Source organism: Janthinobacterium sp. GW456P (genome assembly GCF_002127655.1).
Lineage (GTDB): Bacteria > Pseudomonadota > Gammaproteobacteria > Burkholderiales > Burkholderiaceae_D > Janthinobacterium.
In genome coordinates this window covers 19,706-39,896 of sequence record NZ_NEHB01000009.1, presented here as the reverse complement: position 1 = coordinate 39,896, position 20,191 = coordinate 19,706, and the positions used below count along the sequence as shown (strand labels likewise).

17 protein-coding genes are annotated in these 20,191 nt (G+C 61.5%); 3 read left to right on the top strand and 14 right to left on the bottom strand.

Features of this window, described 5'->3' with window-relative positions:
- Positions 1-2: 2 nt before the first annotated feature.
- The 12 genes from CBW66_RS10245 to pstS all read right to left on the bottom strand — a co-directional run bounded on the left by CBW66_RS10245 (position 3) and on the right by pstS (position 12,689).
- The gene (locus CBW66_RS10245) at positions 3-812 is read right to left on the bottom strand and encodes a DUF5668 domain-containing protein (RefSeq protein ID WP_086138286.1); all 810 of its coding nucleotides are present in this window, start codon (positions 810-812) and stop codon (positions 3-5) included.
- On the bottom strand, positions 802-1,185 hold the full coding sequence (locus tag CBW66_RS10240) for a DUF5668 domain-containing protein (RefSeq protein ID WP_086138386.1): 384 nt from the start codon (positions 1,183-1,185) through the stop codon (positions 802-804). Before CBW66_RS10240 ends, CBW66_RS10245 begins: the two co-directional genes overlap by 11 nt.
- Before the next feature lie 382 nt (positions 1,186-1,567).
- Positions 1,568-2,482 (bottom strand): NAD-dependent epimerase/dehydratase family protein, encoded by a 915-nt coding sequence (locus CBW66_RS10235; RefSeq protein ID WP_086138385.1) that lies wholly within the window; start codon positions 2,480-2,482, stop codon positions 1,568-1,570.
- 94 nt (positions 2,483-2,576) lie between these two features.
- The gene (locus tag CBW66_RS10230) at positions 2,577-4,517 is read right to left on the bottom strand and encodes a UvrD-helicase domain-containing protein (protein WP_086138285.1); all 1,941 of its coding nucleotides are present in this window, start codon (positions 4,515-4,517) and stop codon (positions 2,577-2,579) included.
- Positions 4,518-4,550: 33 nt separating this feature from the next.
- Positions 4,551-5,747, bottom strand: a complete 1,197-nt coding sequence (gene senA, locus CBW66_RS10225; RefSeq protein WP_230492202.1) for a selenoneine synthase SenA — start codon at positions 5,745-5,747, stop codon at positions 4,551-4,553.
- A gap of 76 nt (positions 5,748-5,823) precedes the next feature.
- Positions 5,824-7,140, bottom strand: coding sequence for a phosphate regulon sensor histidine kinase PhoR (phoR, locus tag CBW66_RS10220; protein WP_034778134.1), 1,317 nt, complete (start codon positions 7,138-7,140; stop codon positions 5,824-5,826).
- An 11-nt stretch (positions 7,141-7,151) separates the two neighbouring features.
- Positions 7,152-7,841, bottom strand: coding sequence for a response regulator (locus tag CBW66_RS10215; protein ID WP_034755074.1), 690 nt, complete (start codon positions 7,839-7,841; stop codon positions 7,152-7,154).
- 5 nt (positions 7,842-7,846) lie between these two features.
- Positions 7,847-8,557, bottom strand: coding sequence for a phosphate signaling complex protein PhoU (phoU, locus tag CBW66_RS10210; RefSeq protein ID WP_086138284.1), 711 nt, complete (start codon positions 8,555-8,557; stop codon positions 7,847-7,849).
- Between the two features lie 45 nt (positions 8,558-8,602).
- On the bottom strand, positions 8,603-9,397 hold the full coding sequence (gene pstB / locus CBW66_RS10205; RefSeq protein WP_034755069.1) for a phosphate ABC transporter ATP-binding protein PstB: 795 nt from the start codon (positions 9,395-9,397) through the stop codon (positions 8,603-8,605).
- A gap of 26 nt (positions 9,398-9,423) precedes the next feature.
- On the bottom strand, positions 9,424-10,320 hold the full coding sequence (gene pstA, locus CBW66_RS10200) for a phosphate ABC transporter permease PstA (protein WP_086138283.1): 897 nt from the start codon (positions 10,318-10,320) through the stop codon (positions 9,424-9,426).
- Entirely contained in the window at positions 10,317-11,288 is a 972-nt protein-coding gene (gene pstC, locus CBW66_RS10195) for a phosphate ABC transporter permease subunit PstC (protein WP_170932853.1), read from the bottom strand. Before pstC ends, pstA begins: the two co-directional genes overlap by 4 nt.
- Positions 11,289-11,639: 351 nt before the next feature.
- A complete protein-coding gene (pstS, locus tag CBW66_RS10190) occupies positions 11,640-12,689 on the bottom strand; it encodes a phosphate ABC transporter substrate-binding protein PstS (RefSeq protein ID WP_086138281.1) in 1,050 nt (349 codons plus the stop codon).
- Positions 12,690-12,960: 271 nt separating this feature from the next.
- Between pstS and ppk1 the strand changes: the two genes are divergently transcribed.
- The 3 genes from ppk1 (at position 12,961) to CBW66_RS29685 (ending at position 15,955) form a co-directional block, all read left to right on the top strand.
- Complete coding sequence (ppk1, locus tag CBW66_RS10185) at positions 12,961-15,054, top strand: polyphosphate kinase 1 (protein WP_086138280.1); 2,094 nt, start codon at positions 12,961-12,963, stop codon at positions 15,052-15,054.
- A 25-nt stretch (positions 15,055-15,079) separates the two neighbouring features.
- On the top strand, positions 15,080-15,538 hold the full coding sequence (gene sixA, locus CBW66_RS10180; RefSeq protein ID WP_070290771.1) for a phosphohistidine phosphatase SixA: 459 nt from the start codon (positions 15,080-15,082) through the stop codon (positions 15,536-15,538).
- Positions 15,539-15,826: 288 nt separating this feature from the next.
- Positions 15,827-15,955 carry a hypothetical protein gene (locus tag CBW66_RS29685; protein ID WP_256267160.1) on the top strand — a complete coding sequence of 43 codons (129 nt, stop codon included), beginning with the start codon at positions 15,827-15,829 and terminating at the stop codon, positions 15,953-15,955.
- A gap of 97 nt (positions 15,956-16,052) precedes the next feature.
- Here CBW66_RS29685 and CBW66_RS10175 read toward each other — a convergent pair whose 3' ends face one another.
- Together CBW66_RS10175 and clpB are read right to left on the bottom strand one after the other, a co-directional pair.
- The gene (locus CBW66_RS10175; RefSeq protein WP_086138279.1) at positions 16,053-17,168 is read right to left on the bottom strand and encodes a polyamine ABC transporter substrate-binding protein; all 1,116 of its coding nucleotides are present in this window, start codon (positions 17,166-17,168) and stop codon (positions 16,053-16,055) included.
- 324 nt (positions 17,169-17,492) lie between these two features.
- A complete protein-coding gene (clpB, locus tag CBW66_RS10170) occupies positions 17,493-20,099 on the bottom strand; it encodes an ATP-dependent chaperone ClpB (RefSeq protein ID WP_086138278.1) in 2,607 nt (868 codons plus the stop codon).
- Between the last annotated feature and the right edge of the window lie 92 nt (positions 20,100-20,191).

Here is a 20,191-nt window from a genome sequence, read left to right as displayed (position 1 = left end):
GCCTAGTTGCGGATTTCCAGGCCGCCCATGATGGCGTAGCCCGTCACGTACAGGCGCTTGTTCTGGTTCGGCGGCACGATGGTCTTTTCCTCGAAGCCGCCGAGGATGGGCGTGCCCTGCAGCACCACGCTCCAGTCGGGCGGAATCTTGATGGTGACGCCGCCGCACAAGGCGAACACGTTGAGCACGGCTTCGCCGTCGATCGACGCCTGGCGCAAGTCGATTTCGCAGCCGGCCATGATGACGTTGATATCGCCGCCCCTGAAGCGCTGCGACGACACGCGCCGCACGTAGCCGCCCAGGATGGCCGTCACTTCGATGATGCTGTCGTCGTCCGCCTGGCCGCCGGCGCCGGGCGCGGCCGCCACCGGTTCCTTGTCGAGCGATACGGCGCCATTCCTGGGCTGGCCGAATGCGTCGGGCGCAGCGCTGCCATCGGGCGGCGCGGCAAAGTGCCGGCGGCGCTGCCGCTGCTGTGCGCCGGGCAAGGATTTCGACACGACGGCCACGCCGGCGGCGATGATGAGCAGCGGCCACAGCATGCTCCAGTTGATATAGAACAAGCCCATGGCTTTCAGGGTCCAGCTCAGGCCCAGCAAGACCATCACGCCGCCGAGAATGTAGCCGGAGCGGTTATGGCTTTGCGATATTTTCAGCAAGCCGAAAATGATGAGGATGGTGGGCCAGAAACGGAAGGTGTAGCGCACATTGATGAAGCCGAGATTATCGAGCAGGAACAGCAGCCCCAGGCCGATGACGATGACGCCCAGCACGATCTGCGATGGCGAGTGCAGCGGCGGTCTATTTTTCATGCTCGGACTCCCGGTAGGCAATAAAATGTTTGTTCAACAGCGGTTCCAGCACGAGGCCCACGCCCCAGGCGATCAGCAAGGCTGGCCAGCTATTGTAAAAGTTCAAGTTCCACAGTTCTTCGTACGACACATACCACCAGGCGGCGAAGAAGATCAGCCACAAGCCGCTCAATACCTGCCTGGCGGAGACGGGCGCGACGAGCTTGTTGAGGCCGAAGACGACCAGTATCAGCGGCCAATAATGCCATAGTGCATAGTAATCATGGAGATGGATCACGTCGAGCCGGTCCAGCAGGATGACGGCGCCGATGGCGATCAGCAGCACGCCCCACAGCAGCTGGGTACGGCGGTAATAGGCTGGTTCAGGTTTCACGCTCACCCCTTGAAGTTAATTGATCGTAAAGATACGCGGATTTCGGCCGCGCGAGAACAGCGCTTCGGCGAATGGCGGACAGGTGGCGGTGAATGGCGCAACGGAGGGAACGACGGGCAAAAAAAAGACCGGCTAAGGCCGGCCTTGAAGGGGTTCGCAGTTCACACCGCGACCTGGAGTTGCAGTGCATAGCCGCCTGATGCAAGTGCGCCGGCAGCAAGAATCTGGTGCCGATCCTTGAGGCGACCGGCTGACCTGCTGGAAGATCGAACATGCCGCCAACTTCACGGCAGTGCGTCTCAACCAAGCAAAGGCATCATACTCCCGATCGGCCAAAAGCACCGTTCGCTAGCGCACACAGATGCGGATTTGCTGAGCTGCATCAACCGGAGATGGTGTGCGGCGGCTGGAGCATGTCGTTCCCGATCCATTCCAGCACGGACGGCCCCTGCGGCTGCCAGCCCAGCAGCTTGCGCGACCGCTCGCCGCGCACGCGGCTGTTGGAACCGAGGCCGTACGACGCCATCTCGTAGCCCCATTCGGCAATCGCTTCCGGCAGCGGCCAGTCCTGCGCGGGGCCCATGTCCAGTGCCTTGGCGACGGCGGCCGTCATGTCGCGAAAGGCCGCCTCGCCCGACTCGACAAAGTAAAACGTGCCGGCGGGCGACTTTTCCAGCGCCAGCAGATACAGGCTGACCACATCGTCGACGTGCACGTTCGACCAGATATTGCGGCCCGGCCCCACGTGCCGCACGATGCCGCTCCTGCGCGCCTGTTTCAGCAGGCGGGGCAGCTGCACGCTGTCGCGCGGCAAGGCGCCGTGGCCGTAGATCAGGGTGTTGCACAGCACGCTCGCACGTACGCCCTTGTCGGCGCTGGCCAGCACCAGCTCGTCGATGGCGACGCGGGCCGCCTTGTCGGCCGTGGGCGCCGGCAGCTGGTCTTCATAATAGATCTGCCGCGTGCCCTCGCCGCCCGACGCGTCGCCCACGATGGACGAGCCGCTCGTGTGCAAAAACACTTTGTTCGTGCCGGCCAGCGCTTCGATGATGGCTTCCACGGCGCCCCGGTGGTCGCTGCTGGCCGCATTGATGACGGCATCCACCGCCTTCGCTTGCTCGACGAGCAATTCGCGATCATTGAGCGTACCGACGATGCCTTGTACGCCGATGGCGGCCAGCTCGGCCACCTGCTCGGGCTGGCGCACGAGGCCCGTGACCTGATGGCCGGCGCGCACGAGGCCCGCCGCGATGGAACTGCCGATAAATCCTGCCGCGCCTGTCAAGAATACTCGCATCATTACTCCTTTGTTGGTTCAGATTGCAATCAATCACAGCAACAAATTATGCGCGCTTTCATCTTTCGCAGAAAGCAGCCGCGCGGCAAAAGATTTATGCCTTGGAAGCAACAATCTTGAGTTGCAGGGCGGCGAGGTAGCGGCTCCGCCAGGCGGGGTCTTGCGGCGTGAGCAAGCTGAGCCTGTCGCGCGCGCGCGTGGCGGCGACATAGAAGCGGTTTTCCTCTTCCAGCGGGTCAGTCTTGCTGCGCGGGAATTCGTCGACAGCCAGGTAGGGCAAGATCACGTGGTGGTATTCGAGGCCCTTGATCTGGTCAATGCAGGCGATGACCAGCTTGGCCTTGCCGCTCGAGACCGTCACGGCCTCTTCCATTTCTCCCAGCCAGCCGGCAAAGCCGCCCAGCGCCACGCCCGCTTCGCGGCACACGGCGATAAAACCGTGCAGGGAACGGGCCACGACCCGCGCCTGGGCCGGATCGACATAGATGCGGCGCGCCGTCTGTTCCAGCTGCATCAGGCCAAAGATGTGCTGCAGCGCGTCGCCGGCCAGGGCGTCGGGGGGCAGCGCGCGCAGGTAGTCGACGGCGGCCAGGGTCAGCGCCGCCTTGTCCTGGTTCTGCGACTTGGCCAGCTGGTTGGTCAAAAAGCCTTCCAGCAAGTCCGGGTAATTGGCCACGTCGGCCTTGGCCTGCTGCAATTCGGCGCGTGTAAACGGGATTTCCGCGAACGCCACCAGGGCTTCGAGGATCTCGCCGCGGCGCGGGCCGCTCTTGATCGCATGTAAATCCTTGCGGGCGATGGCGACCATGCCGCGCAGCATCAGCACTTCCAGACTCAGCAGATAACTGTTCATGTCCACCAGACCATACGCGATGCCGCTCTGGAACAAGGCCGTTTCCACGCGGATCGCCTGGTCGCGGTCGCGCAGCAAGATGGCCGTCGTGCCCGCATGCGCGTGTTCGAGCGCGGCGATCAGCTGGGCGCTGCACGCCTGCGGTTGCGCATGGTCATACTTGAGCACCTCGATATGGGTGGCGCGCGACAGGGCCGACACGCTGGGCTTGTTCTTCAGCACACCCACGGCCTGTGCCAGCTGCGGGCCGTAGCGGTAGGACGCCGTCAGCGGCAGGCGCTGCAAGGCGGGAAATTCCTGTTCGAAACGCTGGCGCAGGAAGCGGTGGTCGGCGCCCGACCAGGTGTAGATGACTTGATCCTTGTCGCCGGCGCCGCAGAAAAACGCGTTGCCGCGACGTATCAGCATGGTCAGCAGGCGGAACGATGCTTCGTTCAGGTCGTGCAATTCATCGGCCACGATGATCTGGAAGGCGGGCAATTGCTGGCGCAGCGGTTCGTCGCCATCGAGCATGCGCACCAGGTCGTAGGTGGCATCGAACGGGGCGCGGAACTGGATATCGCCCGTATCGGCGCCGCGCAAGCCTTCGTATTCGCGCAGCCACAGATAATGCGTGCGCGACATGCCCAGCAGCTCCAAGTTGTCGTCGAGGGAATTGCTCTCGAAGTCAGGATTTTGGAAATCCAGGCGCGCCTTGGTGCGCAATTGCAGTTTCAGGAATTCGGCGATGGCGCCATTCGTCGTGTTGATTTCCAGCGGATAGCGGTGAGCGTATTTCTCGGAGACCACTTCCAGCGCTTCCCAGGCCACGGGACGCAGCTCTTCATCGCTGCGCATGATTGCCACTTGCATGTTTTCCAGTTGCAACAGTACTTTGCCGGCAAAGGCGTCGAAGGTGTCGATGGTCAGGCGCTTGACGACGCCCAGCGGCACGCCCACTTCCAGCAGGCGCTGGCGCAGGGCCACGCGCGCCGCTTCCGTGAAAACGAGGGCCAGCATGCGTTCGGGCGCGCGGCCCCGGTGCAAGGCTTCGGCCAGGCGCAGGGCCAGGGTCGTCGTCTTGGCCGCGCCGGCATTGGCGTCGATCAAGACCACTTTCTTTTGCGCCGTCTGGATGGCGACCTGCTCCGGCGTGGGCGTGATGCGTTTAGGAATGAACTGCGGGGCGTTATCTGTACTCAAGGGTATCCTGAAATGATGTCGGTTCTCGGCGCGCTACCAGGCGCAGGTGCGCAGGCCGGCAAAGATGTCGCCCCGTTCGGGCGCGTGGAAGGCGCGCATGCGGGCCGAATGCAGGCGCGGCGGCGTGGCGAAGGAGGCGCCGCGCAGCACCTGGTGCTGCATGAAATATGGCGCCGAATATTCGCGCCAGGCATCCACCGCAAAGCCCGGATACGGCTCGAACGGCGTCGCCGTCCACTCCCACACCTGGCCCCAGTGAAAGCGCGGATGGCCGGACAGCGCAGCATACTCCCATTCCGCCTCGGTCGCCAGGCGGCGCCCGGCCCAGGCGCAGTACGCTTGCGCTTCATACAGATTGATGTGGCGCACGGCTTCGTTCGGCGGCAAGGTCGTGCGCTGGCCGAAACGCATGGTGCGCCACTGCGTCGCTTCGCGCAGCCAGTACAGGGGCGACGAGCGCTCCTGCCGCATCAGCCAGGTGCTGCCGGCCGCGCTCCAGAACTGGCGGTTCTGGTAGCCGCCATCGGCGACAAAATCGGCAAACTGGGCGTTGGATACGGCGCAGGCATCGATGGAAAACGGCGCCACGTAGCAGCTGTGGGGCGGCGATTCATTGTCGAAGGCAAAACCGGCACCGCGCGGCGAGCCCATTACGATGGTGCCGCCAGCAAAAGCGATCTCGCCCGCCCCGGGCGGCAAGGCCGGGCTGGCCGCGAGGGATGCCGGCGCTTCCAGGCCCAGCCATTGCAAGCCGGCCAGCATTTCTTCGCCACACAAGTCTTCATGCGCCAGGGCCAGCCGGTACGGCGCCAGGGCGCTGTCGACATTGGCTTCGCGCGACAGTTTATCGAGCACCCTGTCGAGCACTTCGTGGCAATACGTTTTCACGGCGCCGGGGCTGGGCAGTTCCAGCGTCCAGCGCGCGCGCTGCTGCACCATGTTGGCGTCGAACAAGTCGTCGCCGCGCGTCAGCAGGGAGTTATAGATGGCGTCGGCCGGGTGGCTGGACGCCGCTTCGCGCAGGATGAACCACTCGGCAAACCAGGCGATCTGCGCGAGTTGCCATAAGGGCGGATTGAGGCGCGGATGACGGGGCAAGCCCGCCACCACGTCCAGGCCGGCAGTGACGTAACAGTCGAACAGGGAAAGGGTGTCCTGGCGCGCGGCCAGCAGCGACTGGGTCAGTTGCTGCGCGCCGGCGTGGCGAAAAGAGGCGTTGATTAAAGTCATAGCCAGATTGTAACGACTTATGCCAACTTCGCACTAGTCGCACGGGAAACAGGGAGGGGATGTTCCCCTCCCCGACCTACTTGACCAGCAACTCGCCCTGCAGCGGCGTGACGACGGATTTGGGCATGCTGACGATGAAGCTGCTGCCCTTGTCGGCCACGGACTGGATGGCCAAGGTGCCCCCATGGCGCAGCAGCACGTGCTTGACGATGGCCAGGCCCAGGCCCGTGCCCTGCGTTTCGCGCGAGCGGCTCTTGTCGACCCGGTAGAAACGTTCCGTCAGGCGCGAAATATGTTCCTGGCTGATGCCGATGCCCGTGTCTTGCGCGATGAATTGCGGTCCGGCCGGGCCATCCTGCCAGCGCAGAGTGATGGTGCCGCCCGCCGGCGTGTAGCGCACGGCGTTCGACGCCAGATTGCCGAAAGCGCTGTACAGTTCATCGTAGCTGCCCAGCACGTCGGGGCCGTTGCATTCCATGGTCACTTCATGCTTGCCGGCCGACAAGCCCTTGGCGTCGCGCAAGACTTGCTGCATGAGCTTTTTGATGTCCACGGGCTCGGGGCGCAGCGGATAATCGACCGATTCCAGGCGCGACAGGGTCAGCATGTCCTCGATCAGATGCTGCATGCGGTGGCCCTGCTCCGTCATCAGCTTGAGGTGGGCGGCGCGCGTGGCGGCATCCAGGTCCAGCTCGGCGGAAGCGATTTCCAGGAAGCCGACGATGACGGTGAGCGGCGTGCGCAGTTCGTGCGAGGCGTTGGCGATGAAATCGCGGCGCATCATTTCGATGCGTTCCGTCTCCGTCACGTCGTGCGTGACGAGGATCTGGCGGCGGTTCTCGAACGGGATGATCTGCACGATCAGCTTGCGGTTGCGGAAGGTGATCGTCAGCGGCTGGTCGTAGCGGCCCAGGATGATGTAATCCATGAACTCGGGACTGCGGATCAAATTCGTCACGCGCATGCCCTTGTCGCGCTCGTGCGTGAGGCCCAGGTGTTTCTCGGCGGCAGGATTGCACCATTCGAGGAACAGCACGTCGTCCATGATGACTACGCCGTCGGGCAACAGATGCATGGCCTGGCGGAAACGCGCCAGCCATTCCGTCAGCTCGGCCTGGTTTTTCTCGTCGTCGCGGCGCATGCGGTACAGGCGCGCGAAGATGCTGGTCCAGGCGCCCCAGCCGTCGGGCAGCTTGGCGCTTTGCGGATTGTCCAGCCAGTTACTCAGCTGAAACAGATACGACAGCTGCACGAACACCATCATGGCCATCAGCACGAAAGCGATGCCCAGCGCATACGTGGCGCCAAACAGATACCAGACGACGGCCACGCCCAGCAGCGCCAGCACCATGCGCAAGGCGGCCGGTACCCAGAACAGCAATTTCGGATTCATAGAGTGAGGCTTTACTTTTCAGACAACATGTAGCCGACGCTGCGCACCGTCTTGATCAGGCTTTCCGCCTCCTTCAAGGCTTTGCGCAAGCGCAATACGTGGACATCGACCGTGCGTTCCTCGATCACCACATGGTCGCCCCACACCTTGTCGAGCAGCTGGCTGCGCGAAAACACGCGCTCCGGGTGGGCCAGCAGGAATTTCAGCAGCTTGTATTCGGCGTGGCCGATATCGATCTTCTGTTCATCCATCATGACGGTGCAGCTGACGGGGTCCAGGGCCACGTTGCCGGCGCGCATGGGCGCCTGCGCGTGTTCCGGACTCTTGCGTCGCAAGAGCGCCTTGGCGCGCGCCAGCAGCTCGCGCGGCGAGAACGGCTTGGTGACGTAATCGTCGGCCCCGCTGTTCAGGCCGGCCAGCTTGTCTTCTTCCATGCTCTTGGCGGTGAGCATGATGACGGGGATGGCGGCAAAATTGCGGTCGGCGCGGATGCGCGACAGCAGGCGCAAGCCCGTCTGGTCCGGCAACATCCAGTCCAGCAGGATCAGATGCGGCGTGCGGTGCTGGATGAATTCCCAGGCATCGGCGACGTTTTGTACGGAGCAGCAATTCCAGCCGGATTCGCGCAGCGAATAGGTCACCAGTTCAACGATGGCCGGCTCATCTTCAACAATCAATACCGTGGTTTTATCAGATGCCATAAAGCTTACTCAGGGAGCTCCTCGGAAATGGCGGGAGCAGCCACCTTGGTGTGGCGGATGTCCTTGCCTTCAACCACGTAAATCACGTATTCGGCGATGTTTTTCGCATGGTCGCCGATCCGTTCGATGGCCTTGGCCACCCACAGGGTATCGAGCGCCGCCGAAATCGTGCGCGGGTCTTCCATCATAAAGGTAATCAGGTTGCGCATGATAGACCGAAACTCATGGTCGATGATGGCGTCTTGTGCAATTAATTGTAAGGCTTGCTTGCCATCGTTGCGCGCGAACGCGTCCAGCGCATCGTGCAGCATGTCGGTGGCCGTGTTGGCGATGCCGCGCACCATTTCGTAGTGGTTGACGACGGCGTTGCCGCGCTTGTGCAGATTCTTCGCCACGCGGGCGATCTTGGTCGCCTCGTCGCCTACTCGCTCGAGGTCGGTAATCACCTTGATGGTGGCCATGATGGTGCGCAAGTCGTTGGCGGCCGGCTGGCGGCGCACGATCAAATGGCTGCAGGCGTCGTCCAGCGACACTTCCAGCTGGTTGACGACGTCGTCTTCGCGCATCACGCGGTCGGCGCGTTCCGCATTGCCGATACGAAAGCACGTCATCGCGTCGAGGAACTGGGTTTCAACGATGCCGCCCATCAGGAGCACCTTCGAGCGGATCGCTTCGAGTTCGTTGTCGTATTGCTTGGATGAATGTTCGCCTATCATGCTGTCTCTCCGTATTCAGTTGTCTTGTGTATAGCGCTGCGCGGATCAGCCGAAGCGGCCCGTGATGTAATCCTGCGTTTCCTTGCGGGCCGGATTCATGAAGATCTGGTCCGTTTCGCCGAATTCCACCAGCTCGCCCAGGTACATATAGGCCGTGTAGTCGGAGCAGCGCGCCGCCTGCTGCATATTGTGCGTCACGATGGCGATCGTGTAATCCTGTTTCAGTTCGCTGATCAGCTCTTCCACTTTCGAGGTCGAGATCGGGTCCAGCGCCGAGGTCGGCTCATCGAGCAGCAAGACGTCCGGTTTCACGGCCACGCCGCGCGCGATGCACAGGCGCTGCTGCTGGCCGCCCGACAGCGACAGGCCGCTCTTGGTCAGCTTGTCCTTGACTTCGCCCCACAGCGCCGCCTTTTTCAGGGCCCACTCGACGCGCTCGTCCATCTCGCCCTTCGACAGGTCTTCATACAGGCGCACGCCGAAGGCGATGTTGTCGTAGACGGACATGGGGAACGGCGTCGGCTTCTGGAACACCATGCCGACCTTGGCGCGCAGCATGTTGACGTCCTGGTCGGCGTCGAGCACGTTGCGGCCGCGGTACAGGATGGAGCCTTCCGCGCGCTGGCCCGGATACAGGTCGTACATGCGGTTCAGGGTGCGCAGCAGGGTCGACTTGCCGCAACCGGACGGGCCGATGAAGGCCGTGACCTTCTTCTCGTGGATGTCCAGGTTGACGTTATGCAAGCTTTGCGTTTTGCCGTAAAAAAAGTTCAGGCCCGAAATCTCGATGGTTTTTTTCTTTGGTGCCAGGTCTTGGGCTGGATTCATTTGCGTATTCATATGGGTTCGCTTCGCTCGGTATCTGTTTAATGTGGGACTTTTTGGCTGAACACGGTGCGCGACAGGATATTCAGGGCCAGCACGCTGAAGGTGATCAGCAGTGCGCCGCCCCAGGCCAGCGAGCGCCAGTTGTCGTACGGGCTCATCGCAAACGAAGCGATGACGGACGGCAAGTTGGCCATCGGCGCGTTCATGTTAAAGCTTTGGAACTGGTTATTCAGGGCCGTGAACAGCAGCGGCGCCGTTTCGCCGGCGATGCGGGCCAAGGCCAGCAGCACGCCGGTGATGACGCCCGCCTTCACGGCGCGCAAGCGCACCAGGGTGGCGACCTTCCAGCGCGGCGCGCCCAGGGCAAACGCGGCTTCCAGCAGGCTGTTCGGTACCAGGCGCAGCATATTGTCCGTCGTGCGCACCACCACCGGCACGGCGATCAGCGACAGGGCGATGGCACCGGCGTAACCGGAGAAGTGTTTTACGTGGGCCACGTACAGCGCATACACGAACAGGCCGATGACGATCGATGGCGCCGACAGCATGATGTCGGTGACGAAACGCGTCACTTGCGCCAGCTTGTTTTCTTCGCCGTATTCGGCCAGGTAGATGCCGGCCAGGATGCCGATCGGGGTGCTGACGACGGTGGCCAGGCCCACCATCAGGGCGCTGCCGACGATGGCATTGATCAAGCCGCCGCCTTCGCTGCCAGGCGCCGGCGTCGTTTGCGTGAACAGGTCGACGGACAGGGCGCCGAAACCCTTGATCACCAGGGTGAACAAAATCCATACGAGCACGGCCAAACCCAGGGCCATGGCGGCCACCGACAGGGCGATGCCGACGCGGTGCATCAGCAGGCGCTTGCGGTAGACGGGATTCATGGCCGGCTTGGCCGGCGCTTCGTGGGTGCTAACTTGGCTGAGCTGGCTCATTTCGTGCCTTCCTTGCGGGACATGCCAGCCAGCATCAGCTTGGCGGCGGATAAGACGATAAAGGTGATGACAAACAGGATCAGGGCCAGCGAGAACAGCGACGATACGTGCAGCGACGATTGCGCTTCGCCGAATTCGTTCGCCAGCAGCGAGGTGATGCTGTTACCGGCGGCAAACAGCGACCACGACAGTTTATTCGCGTTGCCGATGACGAAGGTCACGGCCATGGTCTCGCCCAGCGCGCGGCCCAGGCCCAGCATGACGCCGCCAACGACGCCGGTCTTGGTGTATGGCAAGACGATCTTGCGCACCACTTCCCAGCGCGTGCAGCCCAGGCCGTAGGCGGATTCCTTCAGCACGGCAGGGACGATTTCAAACACGTCGCGCATCACGGAAGCGATGAAGGGGATGATCATGATGGCCAGCACCAGGCCGGCCGTCAGCAGGCCGATGCCCATCATGGGGCCGCTGAACAGCTGGCCGATGACAGGTACGTTGCCCAGGGTGGCTTTCAGCAGGGGCTGGACGTGGTCGGCGAACAGGGGCGCAAACACGAACAGGCCCCAGATGCCGTAGATGATCGATGGCACGCCGGCCAGCAGCTCGACAGCCGTGCCCAGCGGGCGGCGCAGCCAGGCCGGGCAAATTTCCGTGAGGAACAAGGCGATGCCGAAGCTGACGGGAAAGGCGATCAGCAAGGCGATGACGGACGTCACCAGGGTGCCGATGATGGGGATCAGGGCGCCGTACTGGTCATTGACGGGGTCCCATTCCGCGGACACGATGAAATGCAGGCCGAAGGTCTTGAAGGCCGGTATCGATTCCATGATCAGCGAAATGATGATGCCGACCAGGACGATCAGCACCGACAGGGCGAACAGCATCGTCACCTTGTGGAACAGGAAATCCTGGAAGCGCTGCTTGCGCATGGTGGAAAGCATCTGCGCGTGACTGATGGAATCGGTCATGTTGCCGCCTGGCATGGGGATCGTGGAGGAGGTAGATTGTGCGCTCATATTGTGCCAGATGTGGGTGGTACTGCCGGTCGTGCTGTTTTAATACGCCTGTCAAAACCTACTGCGCGTCGGGATTTACGGCCTGCGATGCTCACTGTACCTTCGTACAGTTGCGCTTCTCGACCGCAACTCCCTTCCGCTCGCTACGGTTTTGTCAGGCGTCGTTGCTTTTATTCTTTTACTTACTTTCATTTTTTAGCCAGGAGCGTCTGCAAGGGCTTGCGGGCGGTCCTGGCTAACTCCCTGCCCCGCCGTGCTGCTGGCGGGGACAAGGATGGGTATTTACATGGTCAAGCTATCAAATTAATAGATGGCTTTGCCCGATGCGTCTTTCAGGTTGGCTTTCCACGATTCCTGCACCAGTTTCACGACCGATGCCGGCATTGGCACGTAGTCCAGTTCGACGGCAGCAGGGCCGCCGTTCTTGTAGGCCCAGTCGAAGAATTTCAGGACTTCTTTTGCCTTGGCTGCGTCAGCCTGGACTTTGTGCATCAGGATGAACGACACGCCCGTGATCGGCCAGCTGTTCTTGCCAGCCTGGTCGGTCAGTACCACGCCGAAGCCTGGGGTTTGCGTCCAGGGTGCCGAAGCGGCGGCTGCCTTGAAGTTTTCGTCGTCAGGCTGCAGGAAGTTGCCGTCCTTGTTTTGCAGCTGGGTGTGCGACATTTTGTTTTTCTTGGCGTAAGCCCACTCGACGTAGCCGATCGAACCCTTGATGCGCTGCACGTTGGCTGCCACGCCTTCGTTACCCTTGCCGCCCACGCCGACAGCCCATTTCACAGCCGAGCCAGCGCCGATCTTCGATTTGAATTCCGGGTTGGTTTTCGACAGGAAGTCGGTGAACAGGAACGAAGTGCCCGAACCGTCGGCACGGTGCACCACGGTGATTTCCGTGTCCGGCAGCTTGACGCCGCTGTTCAGTGCGGCGATCTCAGGCGCGCTCCACTTGGTGATCTTGCCCAGGTAGATGTCGGCAACGACCTTGCCCGTCATTTTCAGCTGGCCTGGGGTCACGCCGTCGAGGTTGACGATGGTGACCACGCCGCCCATGATGGCCGGGAACTGCATCAGGCCCGCTTCTTCCAGCTCTTCCGCCTTCAAAGGCATGTCGGAGGCGCCGAATTCAACAGTCTTGGCCTTGATTTGCTTGATGCCAGCGCCGGAACCGACGGACTGGTAGTTCAGGCCGTTGCCCGTGTTGGCTTTGTACGTCTCGGCCCATTTGGCGTAGATCGGGTACGGGAAGGTTGCACCAGCACCTGTCATATCTGCCGCCATGACGGAAGCGGAAGAAAATGCCATCGCTGCCGAAGCACCCACGACGATAAATTTGAACATTTGCTTCATTTGCATATCAAGTCCTCAGGGTTGTTAGGGCTCAAAGTCCCGGTTGAATGCTGCGCAGTCTAGCAAGCGAATATGACAGCTTTATGACATGGGTAAAAAATCCTGAAATAATTGGCTACGCCCCGGGAATTGCTCTTTTTGGCGAGAAAAATGACAGGACGGGCGACGCTTTATGACAGCTTATGTCACGCTTACGTCATATTTCATGATTACACTCACAACGCGTCATACATGATGAAATACGGCTAGAATTAACTATCTGCAAAGACAAAAGAATATGAAACCTGAACTGCACACGGAAGTGACCAAATCGGGCATCCTGCTTGACCGCGAACTGTCGCAACTGACTTTCAACCGGCGCGTGATGGCCCAGGCGGAGGACCCGAACATTCCGCTACTCGAGCGCCTGCGCTACCTGTGCATCGTCAGCAGCAACATGGATGAGTTCTTCGAGGTGCGCGTGGCCAGCCTGCTGGCGGCCGGCAGCATCGGCGGTTCGCTGGCCGGCCACCCTGCCTTGGCGGCCAACCTGGAGCGCATCGGCAAGGAATGCCATGCGCTGGTGGAACGCCAGTACGACATATTAAATAGCGAAGTCTTGCCGGCCCTGCGCGAAGCGGGCGTGCACCTGCTGCGCGACAACGACCGCAACGATGCGCAGCGCGCCTGGGTCAAGCAGTATTTCGACCGCGAAGTGCGCCCGCTGCTGACGCCTATCGGCCTGGACCCGGCCCACCCGTTCCCGCAGGTCGTCAATAAAAGTCTCAATTTCATCGTTTCGCTGAGCGGCAAGGATGCGTTCGGGCGCGGCACGGCGATCGCCATCGTCAAGGCGCCCCGCGTCTTGCCGCGCGTCATCAAGCTGCCGGACGACATTTCCGGCGATGGCGTGTCCTTCTGCCTGTTATCTTCCGTCATCCATGCGCATATCTCGGATTTGTTCGCCGGGCGCGAAGTCATTGCCTATTCGCAGTTCCGCGTCACGCGCGACAGCGACCTGTGGGTCGACGAGGACGAAGTCAAGAATTTGCGCCAGGCCCTGAAAGGCGAACTCGTGGGGCGCCAGTTCGGCACCTCGGTGCGCCTGGAAGTGGCGCGCAATTGCCCGCCAGAATTGTCGCAATTCCTGCTCGACCAGTTCAACCTCGATCAAAGCCGCCTCTACCGCGTCAACGGCCCCGTGAACCTGGTGCGCCTGTCGGAAATGATCGACCACGTCAAGCAGCCGGAGCTGCGCTTCCCGCCGTTCTTCCCGGGCCTCGCGCACAAGGCCATCGGCAACGACATCTTTGCCGCGCTGACCAAGCACGACATCCTGCTGCACCACCCGTATCAATCGTTCCAGACGGTGATCGACTTCATCCGCAGCGCCGCCTACGACCCGTCCGTCGTCGCCATCAAGCAGACGATCTACCGCACGGGCATGAACTCGGATTTGATGGAGTCGCTGATCACGGCGGCGAAGATGGGCAAGGAAGTGACCGTCATCGTGGAATTGATGGCGCGTTTCGACGAAGAAGCCAATATCAACTGGGCCGACAAGCTGGAACAGGCGGGCGCGCAAGTCGTGTACGGCGTCGTGGGTCTGAAAACCCATGCCAAGGTGGCGCTCGTCATCCGCCGCGAAGAAGGCGCGCTGCGCTTCTACGCCCACTTGGGCACCGGCAACTACCACCCGACGACCACCAAGCTGTATACAGACTTCGGTTTGCTGACGGCGAACCAGGACCTGGCCGTGGAAGTCAATGAGGTGTTCATCCACCTGACCAGCCTGACCAAGCCGCACAACCTGAACCATTTGTGGCTGGCGCCGTTCGGCCTGCAAAGCGAAATCATCAAGGCCATCCGCAACGAGGCGAAGATCGCCCGTTCAGGCCGGCGCGGGCGCATCATCGTGAAAGTCAACGCGCTCGTCGATGAATCCGTGATCCGCGCCCTGTATGCGGCCTCGACCGATGGCGTGAAGATCGACTTGATCGTGCGCGGCGCCTGCACCCTGAAGCCGGGCGTGCCGGGCTTGTCGGAAAACATCAAGGTGCGCTCGGTGATCGGCCGTTTCCTCGAACACAGCCGCATTTACTACTTCCGCAACGACCTGGCGCACGATGTCTACCTGGCCAGCGCCGACTGGATGAGCCGTAATCTGTTCCGCAGGGTGGAAGTGGCCTTCCCCGTGCTGGACCGGGCGCTGAAACGGCGCGTGATCGCCGAGGGCTTGAACCCATATTTGAAGGATAATACCAATGCATGGGAGCTGGAGCCGACGGGCCATTATGCGCGCCGCAAGCCGCGCGGCAAGCAGATGCCGTTCAGCGCCCAGCAATACCTGATGCACACACTGGGCACGCCGGGCGCGGAGGTCGGCGAATAGGCAACTCTACACACAGGAGTACAGCATGGATCTCATCTTGTGGCGACACGCAGAAGCCGAGCCGGGCCTCCCCGACCTCGAACGCGCCCTGACCGTCAAAGGCCAGAAACAGGCGCGCCGCATGGGGGAATGGCTGGCCTCGCAACTACCGGAAAATTGCCGCATCCTCGTCAGCCCCGCCCTGCGCACCCTGCAAACGGCGGAGGCGCTGGGGCGCAAGTTCAAGCTGATGCCGGAACTGGCGCCCGGCGCCGAAGCGGAAGACATCCTGAAGGCGGCCAACTGGCCCGGCGGCAAGGAAACCGTGCTCATCGTCGGCCACCAGCCCACTCTGGGCCAGGCGGCCGCCCTGCTGCTGACGGGCGAAGAGCAGGAATGGGAAATGCGCAAGGCCAGCGCGTGGTGGTTCTCGCAGCGCGAGCCAGGCGACCCCGTCAGCGTCTATTTGAAAGCCGTGATGGCGCACGACCTGGTGGTGAAATAAAACAAGGAAATGCGCAGGGCCAGCGCAGCATGGCCAGGTTCCCGCAGCGCGAGCCAGGCGACCCCGTCAGTGTCTATTTGAAAGCCGTGATGGCGCATGACCTGGCGGTGAAATAAGGAAAATGCGCAAAAAATGCGCTGGGACAAATACTGGCGGAGTTCACAACTCAGCAGCCTTGTAAAGCGCTGCCGATCTGCTAGAGTTTAATTGCATCAACTACGTGCTGGCGCGCTGCTCCGGCACATTGAGCAACCCAGCGGACGGCCGTCCAACGGCGGCTGAAAGACCATGTTAATCACCTTCCTCGTTTTTCTCTTCATCGCCATCTTCGCCGCCATCATCGGCTTTGTCGCCTTTGAACTGGTCGAAGAAATGCGCGGCAGCCACCATAAGCTGATGGACCGCTATCACGAGTAGCGTTCACCTCGGCACTATCGCATGGCGCCAGCGACGGCCAACCAGGCCCGTCCCTCGCGCCATCCTTGTTTTTACGCTTCCGTCTTACACTCCCGTATTACACTCCCGTCTTGAACTTCGTATAGATGCGCGTCATCAAGCGACGGATATCGGCCGTGGTCGCTTCCGGCGCGGCCATGCGCTGCTTGTCGGCGTCCGGCAGGAAGATGGCCTTGTTCTCGCCGATGTCCTTGCGCACATATTTGATGCTGGCCGGATTCGGATTCGCGTAGAACACCTTGTTGCTCAGGCTGGCATGCACTTGCGGGCGCAAGATGTAGTTGATGAACAGGTGCGCATTGTTCGGATGCGGCGCGTCGGCGGGAATGGCCATGGTGTCGAACATCAGGGCGGCCGTCTTCGGTACCAGCACCTGGATCACATTGCCATTCTTCGCGTCGATGGCGCGCTGGCGCGCGATGTTGATGTCGCCCGACCAGCCCAGCGCGACGCAGACGGAGCCGTTGGCCATGTCATTGATATAGCCTGACGAACTGAACAGGGTTACGTAGGGACGGATCGCCTGCAGCACCTTGCCCGCTTCCTGGTAGTCGCCGGCGGTTTTCGAATAGGCGGGCTTGCCCAGGTATTGCAGGGCGGCCGGCAGCACTTCCGACGGCGAGTCGAGGAAGGACACGCCGCACGATTTCAGCTTGGCCGCGTATTTCGGGTCGAAGATCAAATCCCAGGCGTTGTCGGGCATGGGCATGCCGCCCAGCGCGGCCTTGACCTTGTTGACGTTGATGCCCACCGTCGTGTAGCCCCACAGCCAGTCGACCAGGTAATCGTTGTTCGGGTCGATCTTCGACAGCTTCGCCTGCAGGTTCGGATCGAGGTTGCCCAGGTTCGTCAGCTTGCTCTTGTCGAGCTTGCGCAGCAGGCCCGCATCGATCTGCAGGCGCGCCCATTGGGCCGTCGGCACGACGATGTCATAGCCGGACTTGCCCGCCACCAGTTTCGCATTGAGGATTTCGTTATTATCGAAAACATCGTAGCGTACCTTGATGCCCGTTTCCTTCTCAAAATTCTTGATCGTGTCGTCGCCGATATAGTCCGACCAGTTGTAGATGTTCAGCACCTTCTCTTCCTGGGCCTGGACAGGCAGGGCCAGTACGGCCGCCGCCAAGGTCAGTCCCAGTCCAATGCGCCGTCCTGCTTGCCATGTGTTTGCCATCGTGCTGCCTCCAGAAGTCATCAGAAAATAGTGACGATGATAGCAAGAAGGGCGGCATCAGGTCTAGCCTGATACCGCCCTGCCTGAGGACGTCTAACAAAACCTACTGCGCGTCGCGCTTTGCGGCCTGCGATGCTCACCGTACTAGAGTACGGTTGCGCTTCTCTGCCACAAATCACTGCCGCTCGCTACGGTTTTGTTAGACGTCGCAAATCGTCGCAAATCTTCCTCAATGCAAATGCCGTAAAACTGGGGTCAGACCCGACGGGGGAAGCTACCCCCAATGAAATAGCTTCCAATCCCGCAGGGACTGACCAGACAGCATTACACCTTGTCCAGCCCCACTTGCGCCCCGGTAAACACGAGGTTGCCGTTCTGGGCGTCGATGCGGATCTCGTCTTTCGGGCCGAAGCGGCCTTCGAGGATCAGCTTCGACAGCGGATTTTCGATCTGCTGCTGGATCGCCCGTTTCAAAGGACGGGCGCCATACACCGGGTCGTAGCCCGCCTCGGCGATTTGCTGCAAAGCAGCGTCCGTCAGGCTCAGGCGCATGTCCATGCGCTCCAGGCGTTCTTCGAGGATCTTCAGCTGGATCTTCGCGATCGCGCCGATGTTTTTCTCGTCGAGGCCGTGGAACACGACGATTTCGTCGATGCGATTGACGAACTCGGGACGGAAGTGCGCGCGCACCTCGGCCATCACGGCCAGCTTCACGACACCGGGGTCATCGCTTTCCATGGCCTGGATCTTGTGCGAACCGAGGTTCGAGGTCATGATGATGACGGTATTCTTGAAGTCCACCGTGCGGCCCTGGCCGTCCGTCATGCGTCCGTCGTCGAGCACTTGCAGCAGCACGTTGAAGACGTCGGCATGCGCCTTTTCCACTTCGTCGAGCAGGATCACGCTGTACGGCTTGCGGCGCACGGCTTCCGTCAGGTAGCCGCCCTCGTCGTAGCCCACGTAGCCGGGCGGCGCGCCGATCAGGCGGGCCACGGAATGCTTCTCCATGAACTCGCTCATGTCGATGCGGATCATCGATTCTTCCGTATCGAACAGGAAGGTGGCCAGCGCCTTGCTCAGCTCGGTCTTGCCCACGCCCGTCGGTCCCAGGAACATGAAAGAACCATAGGGACGGTTCGGATCGCTCAAGCCGGCGCGCGAACGGCGGATGGCGTCGGCCACGGCCGTGATCGCTTCATCCTGGCCCACGACGCGCTCATGCAGCTTCTCTTCGATGTGCAGCAGCTTGTCGCGCTCGCCCTGCATCATGCGCGACACGGGTATGCCCGTCGCGCGCGACACCACTTCGGCGATTTCCTCGGCGCCCACTTCCGTGCGCAGCAATTTCGGCTGGTCGGGGTCGAGTTTCGGCATGCCGCTGTCGGCCTGCTTGAGCTGGGCTTCCAGCTGCGGCAGCTTGCCGTACTGCAGCTCCGACACTTTCTGCCAGTTGCTTTCGCGCGTGGCCTGCTCCATCTGCAGCTTGACTTGCTCGATCTCTTCCTTGATGTGCGTGCTGCCCTGCACCACGGCCTTTTCCGCCTTCAGGATTTCCTCGAAGTCATTGTATTCGCGCTGCAGCTTGACGATTTCCTCGTCGATCAGGCCCAGGCGGCGCAACGATGCTTCGTCTTTTTCCTTCTTGACGGCTTCCTTCTCGATTTTGAGCTGGATCAGCCGGCGTTCCAGCTTGTCCATCACTTCCGGCTTGGAATCGATCTCGATCTTGATCTTCGCCGCCGCTTCATCGATCAGGTCGATCGCCTTGTCGGGCAGGAAGCGGTCCGTGATGTAGCGGTGCGACAGCTCGGCGGCAGCGATGATGGCCGCGTCCGTGATTTCCACCTTGTGGTGCAGCGCGTATTTATCCTGCAAGCCGCGCAGGATGGCGATCGTCGCCTCCACGGTCGGCTCGTCGACAAGTACCTTCTGGAAACGGCGTTCCAGCGCGGCGTCCTTCTCGATGTACTTGCGGTACTCGTCGAGCGTGGTGGCGCCCACGCAGTGCAGCTCGCCGCGCGCCAGCGCCGGTTTGAGCATATTGCCGGCATCCATCGCGCCGTCGGCCTTGCCCGCGCCCACCATCGTGTGCATCTCGTCGATGAAGACGATGGTTTGCCCTTCATCCATGGCCAGTTCCTTGAGCACGGATTTCAGGCGCTCTTCGAACTCGCCGCGGAACTTGGCACCGGCAACCAGGGCGGCCATGTCCAGCGCCAGCACGCGCTTGCCTTTCAGCGATTCGGGCACCTCGCCATTGACGATGCGCTGCGCCAGGCCTTCGACGATGGCCGTCTTGCCCACGCCCGGCTCGCCGATCAGCACAGGGTTGTTTTTGCTGCGGCGCTGCAGGATCTGGATGGTGCGGCGGATTTCATCGTCGCGGCCGATGACAGGGTCGAGCTTGCCCTTGCGCGCCCGTTCCGTCAGGTCCAGCGTGTATTTTTTCAGGGCTTCGCGCTGGCCTTCGGCTTCTTGCGAGTCGACCTTGTTGCCGCCGCGCACGGCGTCGATGGCCGCTTCCAGGGCCTTGCGGGTCAGGCCGTTTTCGCGCGCCAGCTTGCCGCAGTCGGACTTGTCGTCCGTCATGGCCAGCAAGACCATTTCGCTGGACACGAACTGGTCGCCCGCCTTTTGCGATTCCTTGTCGGCCAGGTTCAGCAAGGCCACGAATTCGCGGCTCACCTGCACGTCGCCGCCTGTGCCCGAGACCTTCGGCAAGCGTTCGATCGACGCGCCCAGGGCCTTGGACAGGCCGCCCACGTTGACGCCGGCCCGCTGCAAGAGCGAGCGGGCGCCGCCGTCGTCCTGGTTCAACAGGGCCGTCAGCAGGTGGACTGGTTCGATATAGGGGTTGTCGTTGCCCACGGCCAAGCTTTGCGCATCGGCCAGGGCTTCCTGTAACTTGGTGGTCAGTTTATCTTGTCGCATGAAAAGCGCTCCCGGTTAATTAGTTGTTAACCAAATTGGGGTGAGGCAGTACTTTTCAAGCATACACAAAGCAGAAAACTGATGCATTTTGG

Bases quoted from the DNA above. Each gene is read 5' to 3' on its own strand.
- CBW66_RS10245 (WP_086138286.1), bottom strand. From the start codon at position 812: ATGAAAAATAGACCGCCGCTGCACTCGCCATCGCAGATCGTGCTGGGC.
- CBW66_RS10235 (WP_086138385.1), bottom strand. From the start codon at position 2,482: ATGCGAGTATTCTTGACAGGCGCGGCAGGATTTATCGGCAGTTCCATC.
- senA (WP_230492202.1), bottom strand. From the start codon at position 5,747: ATGACTTTAATCAACGCCTCTTTTCGCCACGCCGGCGCGCAGCAACTG.
- phoR (WP_034778134.1), bottom strand. From the start codon at position 7,140: ATGAATCCGAAATTGCTGTTCTGGGTACCGGCCGCCTTGCGCATGGTG.
- CBW66_RS10215 (WP_034755074.1), bottom strand. From the start codon at position 7,841: ATGGCATCTGATAAAACCACGGTATTGATTGTTGAAGATGAGCCGGCC.
- phoU (WP_086138284.1), bottom strand. From the start codon at position 8,557: ATGATAGGCGAACATTCATCCAAGCAATACGACAACGAACTCGAAGCG.
- pstB (WP_034755069.1), bottom strand. From the start codon at position 9,397: ATGAATACGCAAATGAATCCAGCCCAAGACCTGGCACCAAAGAAAAAA.
- pstA (WP_086138283.1), bottom strand. From the start codon at position 10,320: ATGAGCCAGCTCAGCCAAGTTAGCACCCACGAAGCGCCGGCCAAGCCG.
- pstC (WP_170932853.1), bottom strand. From the start codon at position 11,288: ATGACCGATTCCATCAGTCACGCGCAGATGCTTTCCACCATGCGCAAG.
- pstS (WP_086138281.1), bottom strand. From the start codon at position 12,689: ATGCAAATGAAGCAAATGTTCAAATTTATCGTCGTGGGTGCTTCGGCA.
- ppk1 (WP_086138280.1), top strand. From the start codon at position 12,961: ATGAAACCTGAACTGCACACGGAAGTGACCAAATCGGGCATCCTGCTT.
- sixA (WP_070290771.1), top strand. From the start codon at position 15,080: ATGGATCTCATCTTGTGGCGACACGCAGAAGCCGAGCCGGGCCTCCCC.
- CBW66_RS29685 (WP_256267160.1), top strand. From the start codon at position 15,827: ATGTTAATCACCTTCCTCGTTTTTCTCTTCATCGCCATCTTCGCCGCC.
- CBW66_RS10175 (WP_086138279.1), bottom strand. From the start codon at position 17,168: ATGGCAAACACATGGCAAGCAGGACGGCGCATTGGACTGGGACTGACC.
- clpB (WP_086138278.1), bottom strand. From the start codon at position 20,099: ATGCGACAAGATAAACTGACCACCAAGTTACAGGAAGCCCTGGCCGAT.